At 59.6% G+C, this 17641-nt stretch carries 14 protein-coding genes; 4 read left to right on the forward strand and 10 right to left on the reverse strand.

Features of this window, described 5'->3' with window-relative positions; all coding sequences use genetic code 11:
* Positions 1–14 precede the first annotated feature (14 nt).
* The 3 genes from QN370_RS15805 to QN370_RS15815 form a co-directional block, all read right to left on the reverse strand.
* Positions 15–284, reverse strand: a complete 270-nt coding sequence (locus QN370_RS15805) for a CopG family antitoxin (protein WP_322126802.1) — start codon at positions 282–284, stop codon at positions 15–17.
* Positions 285–702: 418 nt separating this feature from the next.
* The gene (locus QN370_RS15810; protein WP_322126803.1) at positions 703–1947 is read right to left on the reverse strand and encodes a hypothetical protein; all 1245 of its coding nucleotides are present in this window, start codon (positions 1945–1947) and stop codon (positions 703–705) included.
* 78 nt (positions 1948–2025) lie between these two features.
* A complete protein-coding gene (locus QN370_RS15815; RefSeq protein ID WP_322126804.1) occupies positions 2026–3537 on the reverse strand; it encodes a leucyl aminopeptidase in 1512 nt (503 codons plus the stop codon).
* Positions 3538–3577: 40 nt separating this feature from the next.
* Here QN370_RS15815 and lptF point away from each other — a divergent pair, with 40 nt between their 5' ends.
* Genes lptF through QN370_RS15830 form a run of 3 tightly spaced genes read left to right on the forward strand, consistent with a single transcriptional unit; the run spans position 3578 to position 6238 of the window.
* Positions 3578–4708, forward strand: coding sequence for an LPS export ABC transporter permease LptF (gene lptF, locus QN370_RS15820; protein WP_322126805.1), 1131 nt, complete (start codon positions 3578–3580; stop codon positions 4706–4708).
* Positions 4705–5841, forward strand: coding sequence for an LPS export ABC transporter permease LptG (gene lptG, locus QN370_RS15825; protein ID WP_322126806.1), 1137 nt, complete (start codon positions 4705–4707; stop codon positions 5839–5841). The genes lptF and lptG overlap by 4 nt, the downstream gene beginning before the upstream one ends.
* 25 nt (positions 5842–5866) lie before the next feature.
* A complete protein-coding gene (locus QN370_RS15830; RefSeq protein ID WP_322126807.1) occupies positions 5867–6238 on the forward strand; it encodes a CbiX/SirB N-terminal domain-containing protein in 372 nt (123 codons plus the stop codon).
* On the opposite strand, the gene QN370_RS15835 is transcribed toward QN370_RS15830, so the two are convergent.
* The 7 genes from QN370_RS15835 to QN370_RS15865 all read right to left on the reverse strand — a co-directional run bounded on the left by QN370_RS15835 (position 6239) and on the right by QN370_RS15865 (position 17032).
* Positions 6239–6700 carry a hypothetical protein gene (locus tag QN370_RS15835; protein WP_322126808.1) on the reverse strand — a complete coding sequence of 154 codons (462 nt, stop codon included), beginning with the start codon at positions 6698–6700 and terminating at the stop codon, positions 6239–6241.
* 84 nt (positions 6701–6784) lie between these two features.
* On the reverse strand, positions 6785–9217 hold the full coding sequence (locus QN370_RS15840) for an EAL domain-containing protein (protein ID WP_322126809.1): 2433 nt from the start codon (positions 9215–9217) through the stop codon (positions 6785–6787).
* On the reverse strand, positions 9214–11064 hold the full coding sequence (locus QN370_RS15845) for an ExeM/NucH family extracellular endonuclease (RefSeq protein WP_322126810.1): 1851 nt from the start codon (positions 11062–11064) through the stop codon (positions 9214–9216). The genes QN370_RS15840 and QN370_RS15845 overlap by 4 nt, the downstream gene beginning before the upstream one ends.
* A 165-nt stretch (positions 11065–11229) precedes the next feature.
* Complete coding sequence (locus QN370_RS15850; RefSeq protein ID WP_322126811.1) at positions 11230–11787, reverse strand: cytochrome b; 558 nt, start codon at positions 11785–11787, stop codon at positions 11230–11232.
* 144 nt (positions 11788–11931) lie between these two features.
* Positions 11932–14688 carry a PAS domain S-box protein gene (locus QN370_RS15855; protein WP_322126812.1) on the reverse strand — a complete coding sequence of 919 codons (2757 nt, stop codon included), beginning with the start codon at positions 14686–14688 and terminating at the stop codon, positions 11932–11934.
* A gap of 62 nt (positions 14689–14750) precedes the next feature.
* The gene (locus QN370_RS15860; RefSeq protein ID WP_322126813.1) at positions 14751–15854 is read right to left on the reverse strand and encodes an FIST signal transduction protein; all 1104 of its coding nucleotides are present in this window, start codon (positions 15852–15854) and stop codon (positions 14751–14753) included.
* Positions 15855–15970: 116 nt separating this feature from the next.
* Positions 15971–17032: a hypothetical protein gene (locus tag QN370_RS15865; RefSeq protein ID WP_322126814.1), complete on the reverse strand. Its 1062-nt coding sequence runs from the start codon at positions 17030–17032 to the stop codon at positions 15971–15973.
* A gap of 139 nt (positions 17033–17171) precedes the next feature.
* On the opposite strand from QN370_RS15865, the gene QN370_RS15870 reads away from it, so the two are divergent.
* Complete coding sequence (locus QN370_RS15870; protein ID WP_322126815.1) at positions 17172–17627, forward strand: hypothetical protein; 456 nt, start codon at positions 17172–17174, stop codon at positions 17625–17627.
* Positions 17628–17641: the final 14 nt, after the last annotated feature.

Genomic DNA, 17641 nt, shown 5'->3' on the forward strand with positions numbered 1-17641 from the left:
GCGAGGGTGGGTGATCAGAGCTTTTCGGCGAGTCGCCCGGTAACGTACTTGTGCAATACGCTGGCAATCAACGTCTGATAAGGAATGCCTTGCTCGAGTGCCTTGGCCTGAATGGTATTGAGGTCATCAGATGAGAGCCGGATATTGACTCGCCGGTCCTTGATACCAGTCGCTCGTGCAACGGCTTTGAATCTGGCGAGTTCGCTTTTCGTGGCGATTGATGCCAGCTTTCCTTTTTCATAGGCGTTCAGGATTTCGCGTTCGTCATCATCTATCGGCATCATGGTGACTCTCCTCGGACAAGATAGTCGCGGGTCGCCTTGCGACTCGGGATGATTGTTTTCAGAAAAATGAAAGCGTCGTCTTCTACAAACGGCACCAGATAAACATAGATTTCCCATACAACGACAAATATCTTCTGCCCTGGATATTTGGTTCGGTTTGGATGAGTCAATATATCAAGCAGTCCATCCGAGTCGATCGTGAGGACGACATTCTCGAAGGATATTCCCCTGTCCACTTGTAAAGAGGCGTTTTTCTCGGGGCTCCATCGAAATGATTTCATACAACGGTGCTACTTATGTGTATGTCGTTTGTCCTCGACTATATCGACTTTTATTCACTTCGATCAAAGAGTTTTGCGCCGGATCACATCATTGAGTCAACTTGGCGTGCGTCATCCCGACGCACGCCATTTTTTGCTTAGTGCACGTATGTCCACAACCGCGCCAGCTCAGCGCTGCCATCACGCGCCTGCAGCGTCTTCAACACAGTCGCCGCACGCGCCTTGTTGCCCGACTGTTGCAGCGCGATGCCCAGATGCAGTGTCGCTTCGTCAGGACGTTTCAGTCCGCCCTTGGCGATGCCTTGATCAAGCAGGGCAATGGCACGCGGATAGTCTTTCTGGCCGAGGTAGTTGGTACCGATGTTGACCAGTGCGATGCCGGTGCTGGCCTTCTGTGCGGCGGCTTCGCTACTGGCGAGTACTTTCTGATCCGCAGCGGACTGGCTGCGTGCCTGCGTGCGCAGTCTGGTGTGGCGCGCGCTCTGCGAACCGGTGCCGAGCAGGTTGGCGGCGTAGCCTTCGTCGAGGACTGCCAGCGCTTCTGCCGGCAGGTTGGCCTGCAACGCCAGTTCGGCCAGGTCGGCGTAATCGAGCGCGTTGGCCAGCGTGCCGGTGGCACGCTGCAGGCGCAGCACATCGAGCGTGTAGCGATCGGAAAAACCGGCCTGACGCGGCACGCGGTTGATCAGGTCGGTCCAGTATGCCGGCTTCGGATAGGTTTGCAGCAGGCGTTCCAGCGTCGCTACATACAGCGCATCGTCGCTGGTTTTGCGGGCGCTGTCGGCCAGCATCTGTAACTGGATTTCCGGTGTGGTGCGACCGGCCTGATCGTCGGCTTGCACGCTGGCTTTCAGGCTGGCGACGACGCCGGCATGGTCGTTGATCAGGTATTGCGATTGCACCAGCATCGCGGCGACGGAGGCGCTGGTGCCGCCTTGCTTCTGGTAGCGCTGGGCCCAGACGATGGTCTTCGGATAATCCTTGGCATTGTAAAAACTGCCGGTGACGCCTTCGATCAGTTTGAGTTGCTCGTCGGCCGGCACACGACCGCTGTCGAGAATGCGGGCGAAGACGGTACCGGTCAGTTCGGCATTGCCGGAAGCCGCCGCTGCCGCGCCGCGCGTGCGGTCGATTGAATAGATTTCAAAGGGCGTGCGGTCGGGCAGGGCATCGATGCTGTCGAGCTTGGCGAAGGCTTCGTCGTATTGCTTGGCCTGAATCATTACCTGGGCTTCCTGCAGCGGCTTGCCGACGATGGCGCGCACTGTTTCGGTGGCGGCCGCAGCTGGAGCAGGAGCAGGAGTTTGCGCATGGAGCGCCGGAACGCTGGTGGCGAAAGCCAACGCCAGCAGCGTTGACAGCAAATGGGAACGTGATTTCATGACGGGGTTTCCTGAATTGAAAACGGCGTTCGCAGTGCATGGGTGATGCCTGCGAACGCCGTGATGAGCCGGTCTGGATTACTTCGCGGCGGTGACCCGATTTTGCAGGAAGGTCGTCAGCAGTGGCACTGGCCGTCCGGTGGCACCTTTGGCGGCACCGCTTTTCCAGGCAGTACCGGCGATATCAAGGTGAGCCCACGTGTATTGCTGCGTGAAGCGTTCCAGGAAGGCGGCGGCGGTGATGCTGCCGCCGCCCGGTGTACCGATGTTGGCCATGTCGGCGAAGTTGGACTTCAACTGTTCGTTGTAGGCTTCTTCGATCGGCATGCGCCAGGCGGTGTCGCCTGCGGTCTTGCCGGCGGCCAGCAATTCTTCGGCGAGGCTGTCATGGGCTTCGTCGTGACGGGTGAACAGGCCGGTGTTGTGGTTGCCCAGGGCGACCACGCAGGCACCGGTCAGTGTCGCGATATCGACGACGGCGGCTGGCTTGAAACGTTCGACATAAGTCAGTGCATCGCACAGTACCAACCGGCCTTCGGCGTCCGTGTTGAGGACTTCGATGGTCTGGCCGGACATCGACGTGACGATGTCGCCCGGACGGGTTGCGCTGCCCGATGGCATGTTCTCGCAGGTGGCGATGACGCCGATGACGTTGAGCTTGAGTTTGAGTTCGGCGATGGCACGGAAGGTGCCGAGCACGGTGGCTGCGCCACACATGTCGTACTTCATTTCATCCATGTTGGCACCCGGCTTGAGCGAAATGCCGCCGGAGTCGAACGTGATGCCTTTGCCGACCAGCACCACCGGCGCGTCTTTTGCCTTGCCGCCCATGTGCTTGAGGACGATGAATTTTGGTGGCTCGATGCTGCCATTGGTGACCGACAGGAAGCTGCCCATCTTGAGTGCTTCGAGCTGTTTGCGGTCCAGCACTTCGATGCCGAGCTTGAAGTCCTTGGCCATCTTGCGCGCGATCTCGGACAGATAGGTCGGGGTGCAGATGTTCGGTGGCAGGTTACCGAGGTCCTTGGTCAGGTTCATGCCGTGGGCCAGCGCGACGCTGCTGGTGATGCTTGCCTTGGCGGCATCGGCATCCTCGGCGCTGACAGCAAAAATGACTTTCTTGACGCTTTCTGGCAGCGGGTCTTTCTTGCTTTTCATTTCGTCGAAACGATAGGCATTGCTCTCGATGGCGATGACGGCGCAGTTGATGGCCCAGGCGGTGCTGCTGTCCTTGACGTCGTCCAGTGGCAGGGCGATGACGGCATCGCTGGCACCGATCGCCGCGAAGACGCTGGCGACGGCGCGCACGGCGCTGCCAAAATCTTTTTGCGACAACGGATTTGCTTTACCCAGTCCGACCAGCAGGACGCGCTCGGCTTGAACGCCGGTGACGCTGCGCAGCATCAGCGTGCTGCCGGCCTTGCCGGTGATGTCGCCGGATTTGACGGCGGCGGCGAGTGCACCGCTGGTGTCGAGTGCCTTGGCGGCGCTGGATAATTGTTTGCCTTCGAAGACACCAACGGCGATACAACCGGCCTTGATATTGGCCAACGTGGTCTTGGCGTCAAAAGTTTTTATGCTAAAGTCCATCGATTCTCTCCCAATTTGCGTAAACGATTATAGCCTCCAGATGATTTTCCAGCGCGCGCTCCGACGCGAATTGATCAGCACAGCCGGCGCGGTCTTCACTACTCTTTTTACGATCACCATTACCGTGATGCTGATCAAGATCCTTGGTCAGGCAGCGGGGGGCAAAGTCGCCTCCGAAGATGTGCTCGCCCTGATCGGCTTTTCGGCACTCAATTACATGCCGATCATTCTGATCCTGACCACGTTCATTTCGGTGTTACTGGTGGTGACCCGCAGCTATCAGGATTCCGAGATGGTGGTCTGGTTCGCTTCCGGACTGAGCCTGACACGCTGGATTCCGACGGTGCTCACGTGCGGCTTGCCGGTGGTGCTGGTCATTGGGTTGCTGAGCTTTTATGCCACGCCATGGGCCAACCGCTCAAGCGCTGAATTCCGCGATCGCTTTGAAAAACGCGCCGATATCGCCAAAGTCTCACCCGGCAAGTTCCAGGAATCGGCTTCCTCAAACAGAGTGTTTTTTGTCGAGGGCGTCACTGGTGATGCGATGCGGGTGCGTAACGTGTTCGTCAATACCTTCCGCGATGGCAAGAACAGCATCGTCGTCTCGAAGGAAGGCCGTATCGAAATTGATGCCCACGGCGATAAATTTCTGGTGTTGTCGAAAGGCCGCCGGTATGAAGGGACGCTCGATGAGAACGACTTCCAGCTGATGGAGTTTGAAAGCTATGGCGTGCTCATCTCCAGCACCATGCCGTCGGTGATGGCCGATCTGTCGTCGCGCTCGCTGAGCACGGCTGCCTTGCTGGCCTTTCCGGACAGTTTTAACCAGGGCGAGCTGTTATGGCGCTTGTCGTTGCCGCTGATGTGTCTGTTCCTGATGCTGCTGGCCATTCCGCTCGGCTTTGTCAATCCGCGCGGCGGGCGTTCTGCCAACCTGATCATCGCGTTGTTGCTGTTTGTTTTTTACAGCAACATGATCAGCCTGATGCAGGCTGCGGTGGTGCAGAACCGGTTGTCGATCTGGCTGGCCTGGTGGCCGGTGCATGTGCTGGCAATCACGATTATCGTGCTGCTGTTTTCCTGGCGCCTGAAAATGAATAGTGCGCACCACCCGCTGCGTTGGTTCGCCAACATCAGGCATCGGTCTGTCGGCAAACGGAGTGCGACATGACTGTCTTGCAAAAGTACTTCGGCAAGGAAATTCTGCGCGCCGTGCTGTTCGTGCTCATCGCATTCCTTGCCCTGTTCGCTTTCTTTGACCTGATCAACGAATTGCCATCGGTCGGGCGCGGCGGCTACCAGATTCATCATGCCTTCCTGTACATCGCGCTTGGCTTGCCCGGTTATACCTACGAGCTGATGCCGATCGCGGCATTGATCGGCAGTATTTACGTGCTGGCCCAAATGGCCTCGAATTCCGAATTCACCATCATGCGGGTGTCGGGCTTGTCAACGATGCAGGCCGGCTTCATGCTGGCCCGCATCGGGCTGGTGTTCGTGTTGCTCACCTTCTTGTTCGGTGAGGTGATCTCGCCGCTGACGGCCGAGCGGGCTGAACGGCTCAAGCAACAGGCGCAAGGCACGAGCTCAAAAGAATTTCGTTCCGGTTTGTGGACCAAAGACCAGATCCGAAATGACAGCGGTGCCGTGATCGGCTCACGTTTTGTCAATGTCGGCGAGTTGCTGCCCAACGGCCAGCTCAACGACGTCAAACTCTACGAGTTCGATGAGCAATTGCGTCTGACCATCATGGTAACGGCGCGCACGGCGGTCTTTCAGGGCGACCGGCGCTGGCTACTCAACGAGGTAGCGACAACCCGTTTTGCGCGCACCGTGTTTAATCTGGCGGTACTGCCAGATGCCACCTCGGGTATCGCTACCGTCAGGACACCCAGTCGCGAGCTGATCTCTGACATCACGCCCGATATCCTGTCGGTCACGTTCGCCGATCCGGACCGGATGTCGGCCTTCGACCTTGCCACCTATACCCGCCACCTTCTTGAAAACAAGCAGGTGACCGAACGCTACGACATCGCGTTCTGGAAAAAAATCATCTACCCGTTCGCCGTCTTCGTGATGATGGCGCTGGCCTTGCCGTTTGCCTACTTGCATGCCCGCAGCGGAGGCGTCAGCCTGAAAATTTTTATCGGCATCATGATTGGTGTCAGCTTCAAATTGATCAACAGCCTGTTTTCTCACATCGGCCTGCTCAACACCTGGCCGCCACTGGCCACAGCGATCGCCCCTAGCCTGTTATTTCTGGCCGGTGCGATTGGTGCGTTGTGGTGGGTCGAACGCCATTAACCGCTTATCACCGAACACTGACACCATGACCCGGAAAGCCTTGATCCTGTTTGCCCACGGTGCCCGCGCTGCGGGCTGGGCCGCTCCCTTTGAACGTCTGCAGCACATCACCAGTGCGCAGCTGCCGGAGGTGGAAGTGCGCCTGGCGTTCCTTGAACTGATGACCCCGCAGTTGCCCGACACCGTGGCGGCACTGGCGGCCGATGGATGCAGTGACATCACGATCGTGCCGGTCTTTCTGGGCCAAGGCAGCCATTTGCTGCGCGACTTGCCACTGATCGTCGAAGAGTTGCGGTCGACCCATCCGCAACTGCTGATCCGCGTCGCGGCAGCCGCCGGCGAAGACCCGGATGTACTCGGTGCCATCGCGCGCTATTGCATTGTCAGCATGGATTAGCTAATGCAGGCTCAGTGAGGGTTGGTACGTATTGCCATCCATGGGCATGAGCGCCGGTGCTCCGGCGTCTAGCCAACCATGCAGCGCCTGCGCCCGCTCGTTGAAGCAGGCAAACCAGTAGCCCAGCATCGCAGCACTGGCTTCACCAGGCACCATGCGTGACCAGATCATGACGTTTCCCGGGGCTTCGGGCAGCAGGCCGACGCTGATAACGGGCAAGTTTTCCTGATATTGATTTTCTGCCAGCAGTGTCGAGAGCGTTGCCATGGAGGGCTCGATCAGCACGCCCGGATAACATTGCATGGTCAGACAATGTGCGTCCGACTCGGTGAGTTCGATATCAATGTCGCCGACGGATAAAGTGCAACTCATGCCGGATGGTGTGGTCAGTGGTGATTGTTCCAGGCCTAGCTGGCTCAGGAGCAAAGTGATGATGCGAGGGGATATTGACTGGATCATCATGGCAGTCTCTCTGGAGTGAAGTCTAACTATAGGTTTGTCTTGGGTGTGGCTTGGTTCCCTGTTGGTGCAATTGTTATCCTGCGTTCAGGACGGATCTACCACGCAGGCCAGTACTAACGGTTCCGGCTCACCGACGCCGCCAAAGCCTTGGGCATAATCGACGCCCATCGCGCGCAGGCAAGCTAGTATTGCATCGTTTTCAACGAATTCGGCAATGGTTTGCTTGCCCATGACATGGCCAATGTTGTTTATTGCATCAACCATGGCCCGGTCAGTGGGGTTCGTCAGCATGTCTTTGACGAAGCTGCCATCGATTTTCAGATAATCGACCGGCAAGTGCTTGAGATAGCTGAACGAGGACATGCCGGTGCCGAAATCATCGAGCGCGAAACGGCAACCGAGGTCGCGCAAGCGGTGAATCAGTGCGGCGGCCCTGGACAGGCTCGCAATCGCGGCGGTTTCGGTGATCTCGAAGCACAGCATTGACCACTCCACCTGATGCAGACGCTGTTGTTCCAGCAGATAGGCAAAAAAATGGTCATCGTCAATCGAGCTGCCAGAGAGATTAATCGCACAGGTGCGGATGCCGATACCGGGACGGGCGAGCAAGTTAAACGTATTGCGAATGACCCAGCGATCGATCTGGGTCATCAGGCCGTAGCGTTCGGCAGCCGGGATGAAGGCCATCGGCGCAATGGGCTGGTCGTCGTCACCGAGCATGCGCAACAGGATTTCGACATGCTTGTCACCCGCCACAGCACCGTTCTGCAATGATACGATCGCTTGGGTATACAGGCAGAAGCGGTCGCGCTCCAGCGCATCCTTGATCCGTGCAATCCAGGTCATTTCATGATGACGCACCGTCAGTTCGACATCGTCGGCACGATACACATGCACCCGGTTACGACCTTTTTCCTTGGCCATGTAGCACGCCGCATCGGCGGATTTCATGACTTCCTTGAGCGTACTTCCATCGTGCGTGACAGCGACCATGCCGACGCTGACGCCGACGGCAAAATACTGTCCGGTCCAGGCAAAGCGGATGCTGGCGACGCTGGCACGTAATTGTTCGGCAATCCGGATCGCATCACTGTCGTCGCAGTCCATCAGAACGATGCCGAATTCGTCACCGCCCAGTCGTGCCAGCAAGTCACCAGCGCGCACATTCTGCTGCAGGATCATGCTGATCTGGCTGATCAGTTCGTCGCCGGCGGCGTGGCCGCACGTATCGTTGACGACCTTGAACTGATCGAGGTCGAGATAGAGTACCGCCAATGGTTGCTGCGGGATGGCCGTGCGGATCAGCGTAGTGAGTTGCGACTCGAAGGCACGCCGGTTGAGTACGCCGGTCAGGGCGTCGTGGTTGGCTTGATAGGTCAGTTCGGCAGCATGCTGGCGTCCTTCGCTGACATCGTGCAGGACGACCACAGCGCCGATGATGGTGCCGGAAAAATTGCGGATCGGCGCGACCGAATGATCGATCGGAATAATCCGTCCGTCCAGTGCGTGCAGCAGCAGCGTGTCTTCGAGGTCGGGATAATCGATGCCGTCAATGGACGGGCCGACCAGATCGCTGATTTGCTGGCCGCTGGTTTCGCTGAAGATGCGGCAAGCCAGTGCCAGAGGCCGGTTGCGCAACGAAGCGATCGGTCGCCCTAGCAGCGCTTCGGCAACCCGGTTGCAGTAGGTGATGTTGCCGGCGATATCGGTGGTGATGACGGCGTCGGCGATGGCGGCCAGTGCCACCTGGGCCAGCTCTTTTTCGCTGAATGCCAACGCTTCTGCCGCCTTGAGGTCACTGATATCGGTGAGCGTGCCGACCATGCGCACGGGTGTGCCACTGTCATCCCGGACGACTTGCCCGCGCGAGCGGCACCACAGGTAACCGGCATCGCCGGTTTTCAGGCGAAACGCGACGTCATAGCGTGCCGACACGCTCAAGTGCAAGGCGGTTGCTTCCTTGCAGGCAGCGCGGTCGTCCGGGTGCATCAGTTCGATAAAGGCCGCTGGCGTGTTGTCGAGCGACCCTTCTTCGTAGCCCAGCAGCTCGCTGATCCACGGTGAGTAATAGACGCTGTCGGAACAGATGTCCCAGTCCCACAGGCCGGCACCGCTACCGACGAATCCCAGCGTCAGGCGTTCTTCGCTCTTGCGTAACTGCGATGCGAGCCGGGCACTTCTGGCACCGACCAGCCGGACCAGCAAAAGGCAGGTGCCGATGGACAGCAAGGCGATGCTGCTCAAGCCGATCAGGAGCGCATTGCGGATCAGTCGCGACGCGTCATCTGGCGCGCTCGAAAAGATGGCTTCGAGGGGCGCGAGGATAGCGTTGACCTGGTTGATCCTGATCATGACATCGGTCTGAGGCAGTTGCTGCGGAATGCTGGTGAAGCCCGCATGCCGCGTACTGTCGATGTATCGCAAGGTGGCCATTGCGATGCTGAGGACGACCAGGGTGACCAGTATCACCCCGACAGCGACCAGTAGCGTCACAACAAGCGAAGTGCGTTTGGTCACGGTGCCGGCAACGTGAGTCCGACCAGTACAGGATCATGGTCCGACGCGCGCCATGGCGTTGCGGCAAAACGGTCATCCGGTTTTGATTCGGTGTGGTAGTCGAATACGGCAGGCTCGTCGGCATTGCTATGCCAGATCGTCATGCCGCTGACCGACGGTGCCAGCGACTTGCTGGCGAAGCCATGGTCGAGCGCGCCGGCCTGACCGGCGAAGACGTACGAATAGCGTTCGGCAGGCGGCAGGCGACGTAGCAGATCGTCATAGCCGGCAGCTTCGAGCGTGCGGATCGGATCTTCATCGAGATAGGCATTGAAGTCGCCCAGCATCAGTACATTGCTGTCGCCGGAGCGGGCCACCAGCGTGTTGACCCACTGCGTCAGCGTGCCTGCTTGCCGCGTACGCGTCGCGTTCCAGCAGCCCTGACCACGATCGCGCTCGACGCTGCGCGAATCGGTCGGACAACTGCTTTTGCTTTTGAGATGGCTGACAACCATCCAGAAAGAGGCGTTGTTATCGCGGGCCACAAAGTGCTGTGCCAGTGGCGGTCGCAATCCGCCATCGATCAGGAAGCCGCGTGTCGGCGGCAGTTCATGGTTGCCGAGCGGAGCGACGCGTGCGGGTTTGTAGATCAGCGCAACCTTGATGGCATCGCTGCCGGGTGTGCCGCTGTCGATGGCGGCGTAGGTGTTGCGACCGAGCTGCGCGTTGATCGCGCTGACCAGGTTATCGAGCGTGGCCGGATTGTTTTCGATTTCCATCAGGCCCAGTACGTCGGCATCCAGTCCGGCAATGGTGGCGACGAGTTTGTCTCGCTGGCGGCGCAGTTCGGTACGGGTCGTGGCTCCGCGCACGTTGAGGGTAGTGAAGTAGTTGAGCACGTTCATGCTGGCCACGCGTAGCGTGCCGCCGACCGCTTCGGGTTCCGGCGGACGCGGGTTGGTCTGCGCGAAGGTGACTGTTTCGGTCGGCACGATGCGCCAGCCGCTGGTGCTCCACGTCAGGATGCCTTGCAGGTCGCTAACCGTGTCGCCACTGCGGCGTGTGCCGTTGCTGTCGGAGGCCGACAGATACGGCATCGGCGAAGGCGAGACCACATTGGCACCGTCGTCGAGCAGGATCTGCGAACGCGCATTGAGGGCGCTGACGGTCGCCGCATCGCGCTGGTCGGGATCATTGTTGGGTTGCCACAGGCGTCCGTTGGCCGAGAGCAGGATTTCGCCGTGGCGGCCGAGGTCGTGGTTGTCGGTGACGGTCAGGGTTTGTGGCAGCCGGACCAGCATGCCTTCGAGTGCTTCAAAGTCCTTGTTGCTGGTGACCGGCAAGCGCAGCACCTGCGCCGTGATGCGCGGGCCGCTGCCGCACACCGAGATCGTACTGACAGCACTGATGCGGGTCAGCCGCTCCGGGTCGGCACTGCTGCTTTTGTATTCTTCGACGGTGCCGCTGACCTGCACGTACTGGCCGCGTGCGACGTGGCGCGCGCCGGATGGCAGGTAGACAAAGATCCCCTCGGAGGTGCTGGCCTTGCTATCGGGCTCGGCTTGCTGCAGAAAAAAGCCGTGTAACTGGCGGGTTTCCTGGAAGTCACCCGTGACAACGCCGCGAAGCGTCACCAGTTGGCCGGCTCTCGGACTGAGGCGGCTGCTGCCCTGAACCGTCGTGATATTGCGCAGCGGATTGGGTGCGGCAGGACAGGGTGGCGCACCGGACACCGTGCGGATGGCACTGGTGAGCGTCAGCGGTGCGGCCTGGCTGCTGTCGCTGCTGTTGCTGCTGCTGTTGCTGCCGCCGCCGCAGCCGGTCAGCAGGGCGGTGCAAAGTACGGTAATGCAAGAAAAGTAGGTCACGCAGTCTCCCGGATGCAATCGTCAACCGCACCTGGCAGGCGCGTTGACGCATTACATCCCGGTACCACCCGCGGCGACAACCATCGTGGTCATCGCGCTGATGTCACGACACAAAGACGTGATAAAGCGGTGTCACTCTGACGAACTATCGCAACAGATCGCGCATTACCACCACATGCGCTGGAACACGCCGTCTTTGTCGACCAGCAAATGCTTGAGTCCGGCCAGCGCATGCAACGCCACCAGGGCGACCAGCACCCAGGCGGCGATCGAATGGATGCCAAAGAATTGTTCGGACAAGTCATGGTTGGGGCTGGCCCAGACCGGCAGGGCGATACCAAAAAACGCCACGCCATCCTTGCTCAGCGACGCACCGAGAAAGCCGGTCGTCGGCATCACGATCATGCAGGCGTACAGCAACCAGTGGGTCAGGACCGCGACTTTCATTTTCCATTGCGGCAGGTGCGCCGGCAGCGCCTGCGGTGCATGACTGACGCGCCACAGCAGTCGCAGCACAACGAGGGCGGCAACGATCAGCCCGATCGATTTATGCAGGTTGAAATACCAGTCACTGCCAGGGGTATCCTCGATGTCGAGCATGTACCAGCCCAGCGCGACCATACCGGTCAACAAAATTGCCAGTAGCCAGTGCAGAAAAATGGCCGGCCCGCGATAGCGCCAGCTGGAGTTCAGTGCGGAGAAACCGGTCGAAGCCTTGATCATGCTGAATCCTTGATGAGCGAAAGAGAGAAATTGCGAGACGGAGTTTATCGTAAGCTTCCGATAACGTCCGCATCTTAAATGTCAGCAAGGCAGGCGCGAGGGCAGGATAGGTGATGGCAGCGAAGCGACCGCGGAAAAGCGCCGTCAGGGTGCGTATTTTTTCAGCAAGGCAACGAAGTGATCGGTCTTGAAGGGTTTCGACAGATAGTCATCCATGCCGCTGGCGAGACATCGTTCGCGGTCACCCTGCATCGCATTGGCGGTCATGGCAATGATCACGGTCCTGGGTTGCCCTTCCTGTTCGCGGGCGCGAATCCCAGCCGTTGCTTCGATGCCATCCATCAGCGGCATCTGCAAGTCCATCAGGATGAGATCAAAGCGTCGCTGCGCGTGCAGCACCAGCGCTTCGATACCGTTGTTGGCGACCGTAACCTGGTGGCCCCATCTCGTCAGCAGCGTCACGGCCAGTTGCTGGTTCAGGATATTGTCTTCGACCAGCAGGATGGACAGTGCCGGCATGGTTCGGTCCGTCACTACAGGCGGCATCGTCGTGGTGTCGACAGGATGAGCTGGCAATTTATCAGGCAGGGTCTGCTGTGTGCTGGCCAGCACTACGCCGGGCTCGATGTCGATCGGTACCGTCACGACGAACGTGCTGCCGTGGCCGACTGTGCTGTGCAATGTGATCTCTCCCGCCATCAACGTGACCAGCCGGCGCGTGATCGACAGGCCTAGCCCGGTTCCGCCAAAGCGACGACTGGTCGAACCATCTTCCTGTTCGAATGCGTCAAAGACCGTGGACTGCTTGGCGACCGGAATGCCGATGCCCGTATCGGTGACGCTGATTTCCACCACGGCGCCATGCGTGGTCTGACTGGTTAGCCGGACGCCAACCCGTACTGCGCCGGCCGGGGTGAACTTGATCGCATTACCGATCAGGTTGGTGAGGATCTGGCGAAACCGTCCGGCGTCGCCGACCACCTCGGCTGGCATCACCGGATCGATATCGAGCAGCAACTTCAGCTTGCCCTGTCGAGCCCGTAATGCATGGGCCTGTACCGTCTCGGTGACTAGCTCGCCGAGGTTGAAGCCGACGCGGTCTAGCGTCATCTTGCCGGCTTCAATTTTCGAAAAATCGAGGATGCCATTGATGATCTGCAGCAGCGCATCGGCAGACGACTTGACCATGTCGAGTTGTTCGCGCTGGTGCGCTTCGAGTGGCGAGTCGAGTACCAGGTCGGTCATGCCGATGATGCCGTTCATTGGCGTGCGGATTTCGTGGCTCATGTTGGCCAGGAATTCACTCTTCGAGCGATTGGCTGACTCCGCTGCATCGCGTGCTTGCAGCATCGCGCGCGCGGCCGCTTTCTGGCTGGTGATGTCGACGATGGTGCCGACCAGACCCCGCAGCGATCCATCCTGATTCAGCAACGCCACTTTACTGTAGAGCACGTTGACCTGGCGGTCGTCACGCTGGAATATGCGTTCATTGTTTGTCATGCTGCCTTGACTGATCACCTGACGGTCCACGTTGCTTGCGCTGAGCGCTTCGTGCGGCAGCAGCAAATCGAACACGGTCTTGCCCATAAAATCGTCGACACGGATGCCGAAAAATTCGCCGAACGCCCGGTTCATGCGCAGGTAACGGCCTTGCGGGTCTTTCAGGAAGACCGGCAGCGGAATCGATTCAAGCAGCGTATCGACAAAATCGAGATGGTCCTTGAGCTGGGCGGTGGCCTGGCGTTGCTCGGTGATGTCCGACAGGCTGCCGGTAAAACCGCTGATGCGGCCATCGCGTTCGAGTTCGGGCCGCAGCCGAAAATCGACCCAGCGCTGGCCGTTATGCCGGCTGTCTATGCGCAGTTCTTGCTGGCAGGACGGCAGACGTCCCTGCGCCATTTCATCGAGGGCTTGCTGCAGCGGGGCCTGATCGCGCGCATCGAAGGCCTCGACCAGCGACTCTCCAAGCGCGGCAAGGGCACGCTGACCGGTAATGGCGTGCCAGGCCGGATTAAGAAAAGTCCAGTGGCCGGACAGGTCGGCGCGGAACACCACCTCGTTGAGACCATTGACGACGTGGCGGTACTGGCGTTCGCTGGTCGTGATTTTTTCCGCCATGTGCTTGCGTTCGGTGATGTCGGTGCGGATCGCGATGAATTGGTAGGGCTTACCCTCTGCGTCAAGAAACGGCACGATGGTCGCATCAACCCAATAGGTCTGGCCTTGCTTGGTGAGGTTGCAGATTTCGCCGTGCCAGACCTGACCGGCGTTGACGGTTTGCCACAGCGTCTTGAAAAAAGCCGCATCCTGCTGACCTGACTTGATCATGCGATGACTGTGTCCGATCAGTTCGTCGCGGCTAAAGCCACTGATATCGCAGAATTTGTCGTTGACGTCGACGATATTGCCGGCGATGTCGGTTATGTCGACAATAGCGTGCTGGTCCAGCGCAAAGCGCTGCTTGATCAAGGCAATGCGGTTGGCCTCCTGCTCCCTGACCAGATGGGGGAGCAGCGCGGAGAGTCCTTCGAGGTCATGCTCGGCCGGCAGCGACAGGCCGGACTGGCTGCTCACAAGCAAGCCGGTCGCAGCCTCACGCAACGAGTCCAGCACCCGGTTGCGGCCGGCCAGATCGTCGCGCATGCGATCGTTGGCCGCGCACAGCTCGGTCGAACTCAGTTCCAGACTGCGTGAACGCAGCACCAGATCACGTTCGTTTTGTTGGTAGCTGGCATCGACGCGCGCCATCAACGTCCCCAGATTGGCCAGCAGCATCTGTAGTGGCGGCGGCAGATCGGGCTGGGTGGCATGGGCGGCGGCGAGTGAAACCAGCTGCTCCAGGGCGAGATCGGTGTCGATGCCTAGCAGGCGGCGCAACTGGCGCGACAAGGTCCGGTTCATGCGCTGAGTTCGGACAGCCAGGTAATGGTCATGGTCTGGTTATGTAGCTGGCAATCATCCCCCTAGCCCGAACCGGTAATCTCGCCGTTGGAATAATAACCGCAGATCGTCGTACTTTTACCCAGAATCCCGGCGACGGCCTCGACTTCTTCGTCGGTGCGGTCGCCCATGACCAGTTTGCGACCGACGCAGCTGACCAGAATAGCCAGGTGCGGGGCTGACGCGTGGTCGTTCAGGTCCGCTTCCGGGTTGGCTTTCAGGGCCTCCTGTGCGGCTGTTTCAGCGCCGCGGATCAGGGCTTCGGTCGACGAATGCATCAGCTTCAGGTAACCCTGCGGATCAATGTCACCTGCCAGTATTAGTGACCCCTCGATCTCGTCGATACCGAGAATGGTACGGAAGAGATTACTTTTCTCGCGGTTCGGACCCAGCATCTCGAACGGGAACAGCAGTCCTGATGCGGGCAGCCCTGTTGCGTAGTCGCCGAGGTAGGATTTGTAGATATCAAGGGCGCGTACGCCATCGAGTTCGAACAGCACATTGTCGACGCAGCGGGTGACCTTGCGGGCCGGTCCGAACGGCTCCCAGCCGGCAAAGTTGCCGTAGCCCAATCGGATGGCGCTGCCATACAGACCGACCGCAACAATCCGGTTATCGGCGGCACCGTCCGGGCCGAGCGTCCAGGTCTGGAGAAACCGGCCACTGTCGGCGGCCAGTCCGCCCGAAATCGTCACGCCGGGTTGCAACCCGGGCTGCAATCCATCGACCAGCGCGCTGCCATTGATTGCTACACCGGTGCCGAACAACAGCACGGCCGTCAGGTTATCTTGCGGTAATGTGGCGGCCAGACGCTGGCCGGCCCCTAGCGAATCGCTCATGCCATCGATGATCGTGCTGCAGGTATTGACGCCGGTGCCGTCAAAGCGCAAAGCGGTAATGACACAGGTCCCGTCATAGACGCGGTCCTGGACGATTTCTCCTGCAGTGGAACAGCCTGCCAGCGCCGCCGATGGCAGCAGGTGCTGCAATTGCGACGTCAGTTCCGGTGTCTCGAAAAAAGCCACGTCACCGAAGACAAGCACCAGATCAGGTTGCAATGCGACCAGTGGTGCGAGCTGATGGGACAGGTTGATGCGGTTGGTCAGGATGAGCTGATGGAGTTTCATTCGTCTCGGCGGCGGAAGGTGATGGTGTTTTCGTCAAAAAATTCTCTTAGGAAACATTTATAGCATATTAAAGAGATTGTTTCCGACAATTTATGACTATCCATCAATTTTCATGATTAATTCAGAGCGGTCACCACCCACGCGCCGTCCCGGTACACCTCTTCGCCGTCCAGTCGGACTGATTGCGTGACAGCAAAGACATCGACGTGATGCCGCACCACGCCACGCTTGAATCCTGCTTTCGGATAAATGCCATGTTTGGCACCCAGCGACAGATGGATCCCGCACATGCGTTCGAAGGTGCCGATATCGCTGACCGTGCAATCCTTGCTGAAGGCGCGGTTCATGCCGAAGCCGAGTTCGCGCAGCCAGACTTCACCTTCGTCGGCGCGGATATTGGCCAGCACCTGATCAAATTCGGGCGTGCTGTCGATGGCCTCGATCACGCGCCCCTTGCTGATGACCAGCGTGATCGGCTGCGCCGGTTGATTGACCGAGAACGCGGTATCGCCGAACACGAAAATGCGTACCCGGCCATTGACGGCTTCAAGGTCGCGCGCTTCGGTGAACACTTCGCCGATCGGGAACTGTCCGCCGACATTGGTCATGGTGCGGTAATCGCCGATGTTGATCTTGGCCGATTCCAGCGGGCCGCCGAAGACCAGCAGTTCGCCACCGCTGTCGATCTCGGCCGACCCAGCGCGGTCGATACGTTCCTTCAGTGCCATGCCGGTACCGCGGTAATAGGCCTGATCGTAGGCGAGGGCGGCGATGTAATGCAGCGATTGCTCGCCCGGCATGCGTGCCAGATGCGGATGCTCGATGACTTTCAGGCCGCGCTTGAACAGTTCGACGCGGATGCGGTAGGCGTCCAGCCGGAAGTTGGTCGACTGCACCAGCACCACCAGATCGCCGGCCGACAGCGTGGCGAACAAGGCCTGGATCTGTTCGGGCGCGACCGCCTCGAAATCGATGAACGTCGCGTCGGGCAGGCAGCGCCGGTAGGCCGTGGTGAGTGCCTGCGCCAGTGCGCAGCCCGCATCGGAGACTACGACGGCGGCGTGCTGCGGCGTGTATTCGATAGCCAGACTCAGTACATCACGCAGATGGATGGTGGCGGCATCGATGGCGCTATCGGGGAGCAGCTCGGTGGACAAATCAGGCAGGGTGGAAAGCATGGGCGAGGCCGGTAAAAAAGGGATGCCACATTTTACCTTCCGTCGCGCCGGTTCGTCTGACATGTAAGCAGTTGACTCAATTGCACCCAATTCAATTTGACCCGATATAGTGGTGTCATTAGCGTCCAGGGAGACCACCATGAAGCGCATCTTGTTTGCTGCTGCAGCAATGATTTTGAGTACCGCCGCACTGTTGCCCGGCACCGCCTCGGCACAGGTTGGTGTCAACATCATCATCGGCAACGCCCCGCCGCCGTTGCGTTATGAAGTCCGGCCGGGACCACGCCGCGGCTACGACTGGGCACCGGGTTACTGGAACTGGAATGGTCGCAGTCATATCTGGGCGGGTGGGCACTGGGAGCGCTCGCGTCCCGGCTATCTGTATTCGCAGCCGCAGTGGCAGCGCGACGGTGAACGCTGGCGCCTTGATCGTGGTGGCTGGCGCCAGGGTGGCGGTCCGCGTGCCGAACACCACGGGCGCGGCCACGGCGGGCGTGACCGCGACCACGATGGCCGGGGAAATCGCCGTGATCGTGACGGCGACGGCGTGAGAAATCGCGACGACCGCCGTCCGGACAATGGCCGCCGCAACTAATGCGCAGGGCAGCG

This window comes from Actimicrobium sp. CCI2.3, from assembly GCF_035019065.1.
Lineage (GTDB): Bacteria > Pseudomonadota > Gammaproteobacteria > Burkholderiales > Burkholderiaceae_D > Actimicrobium.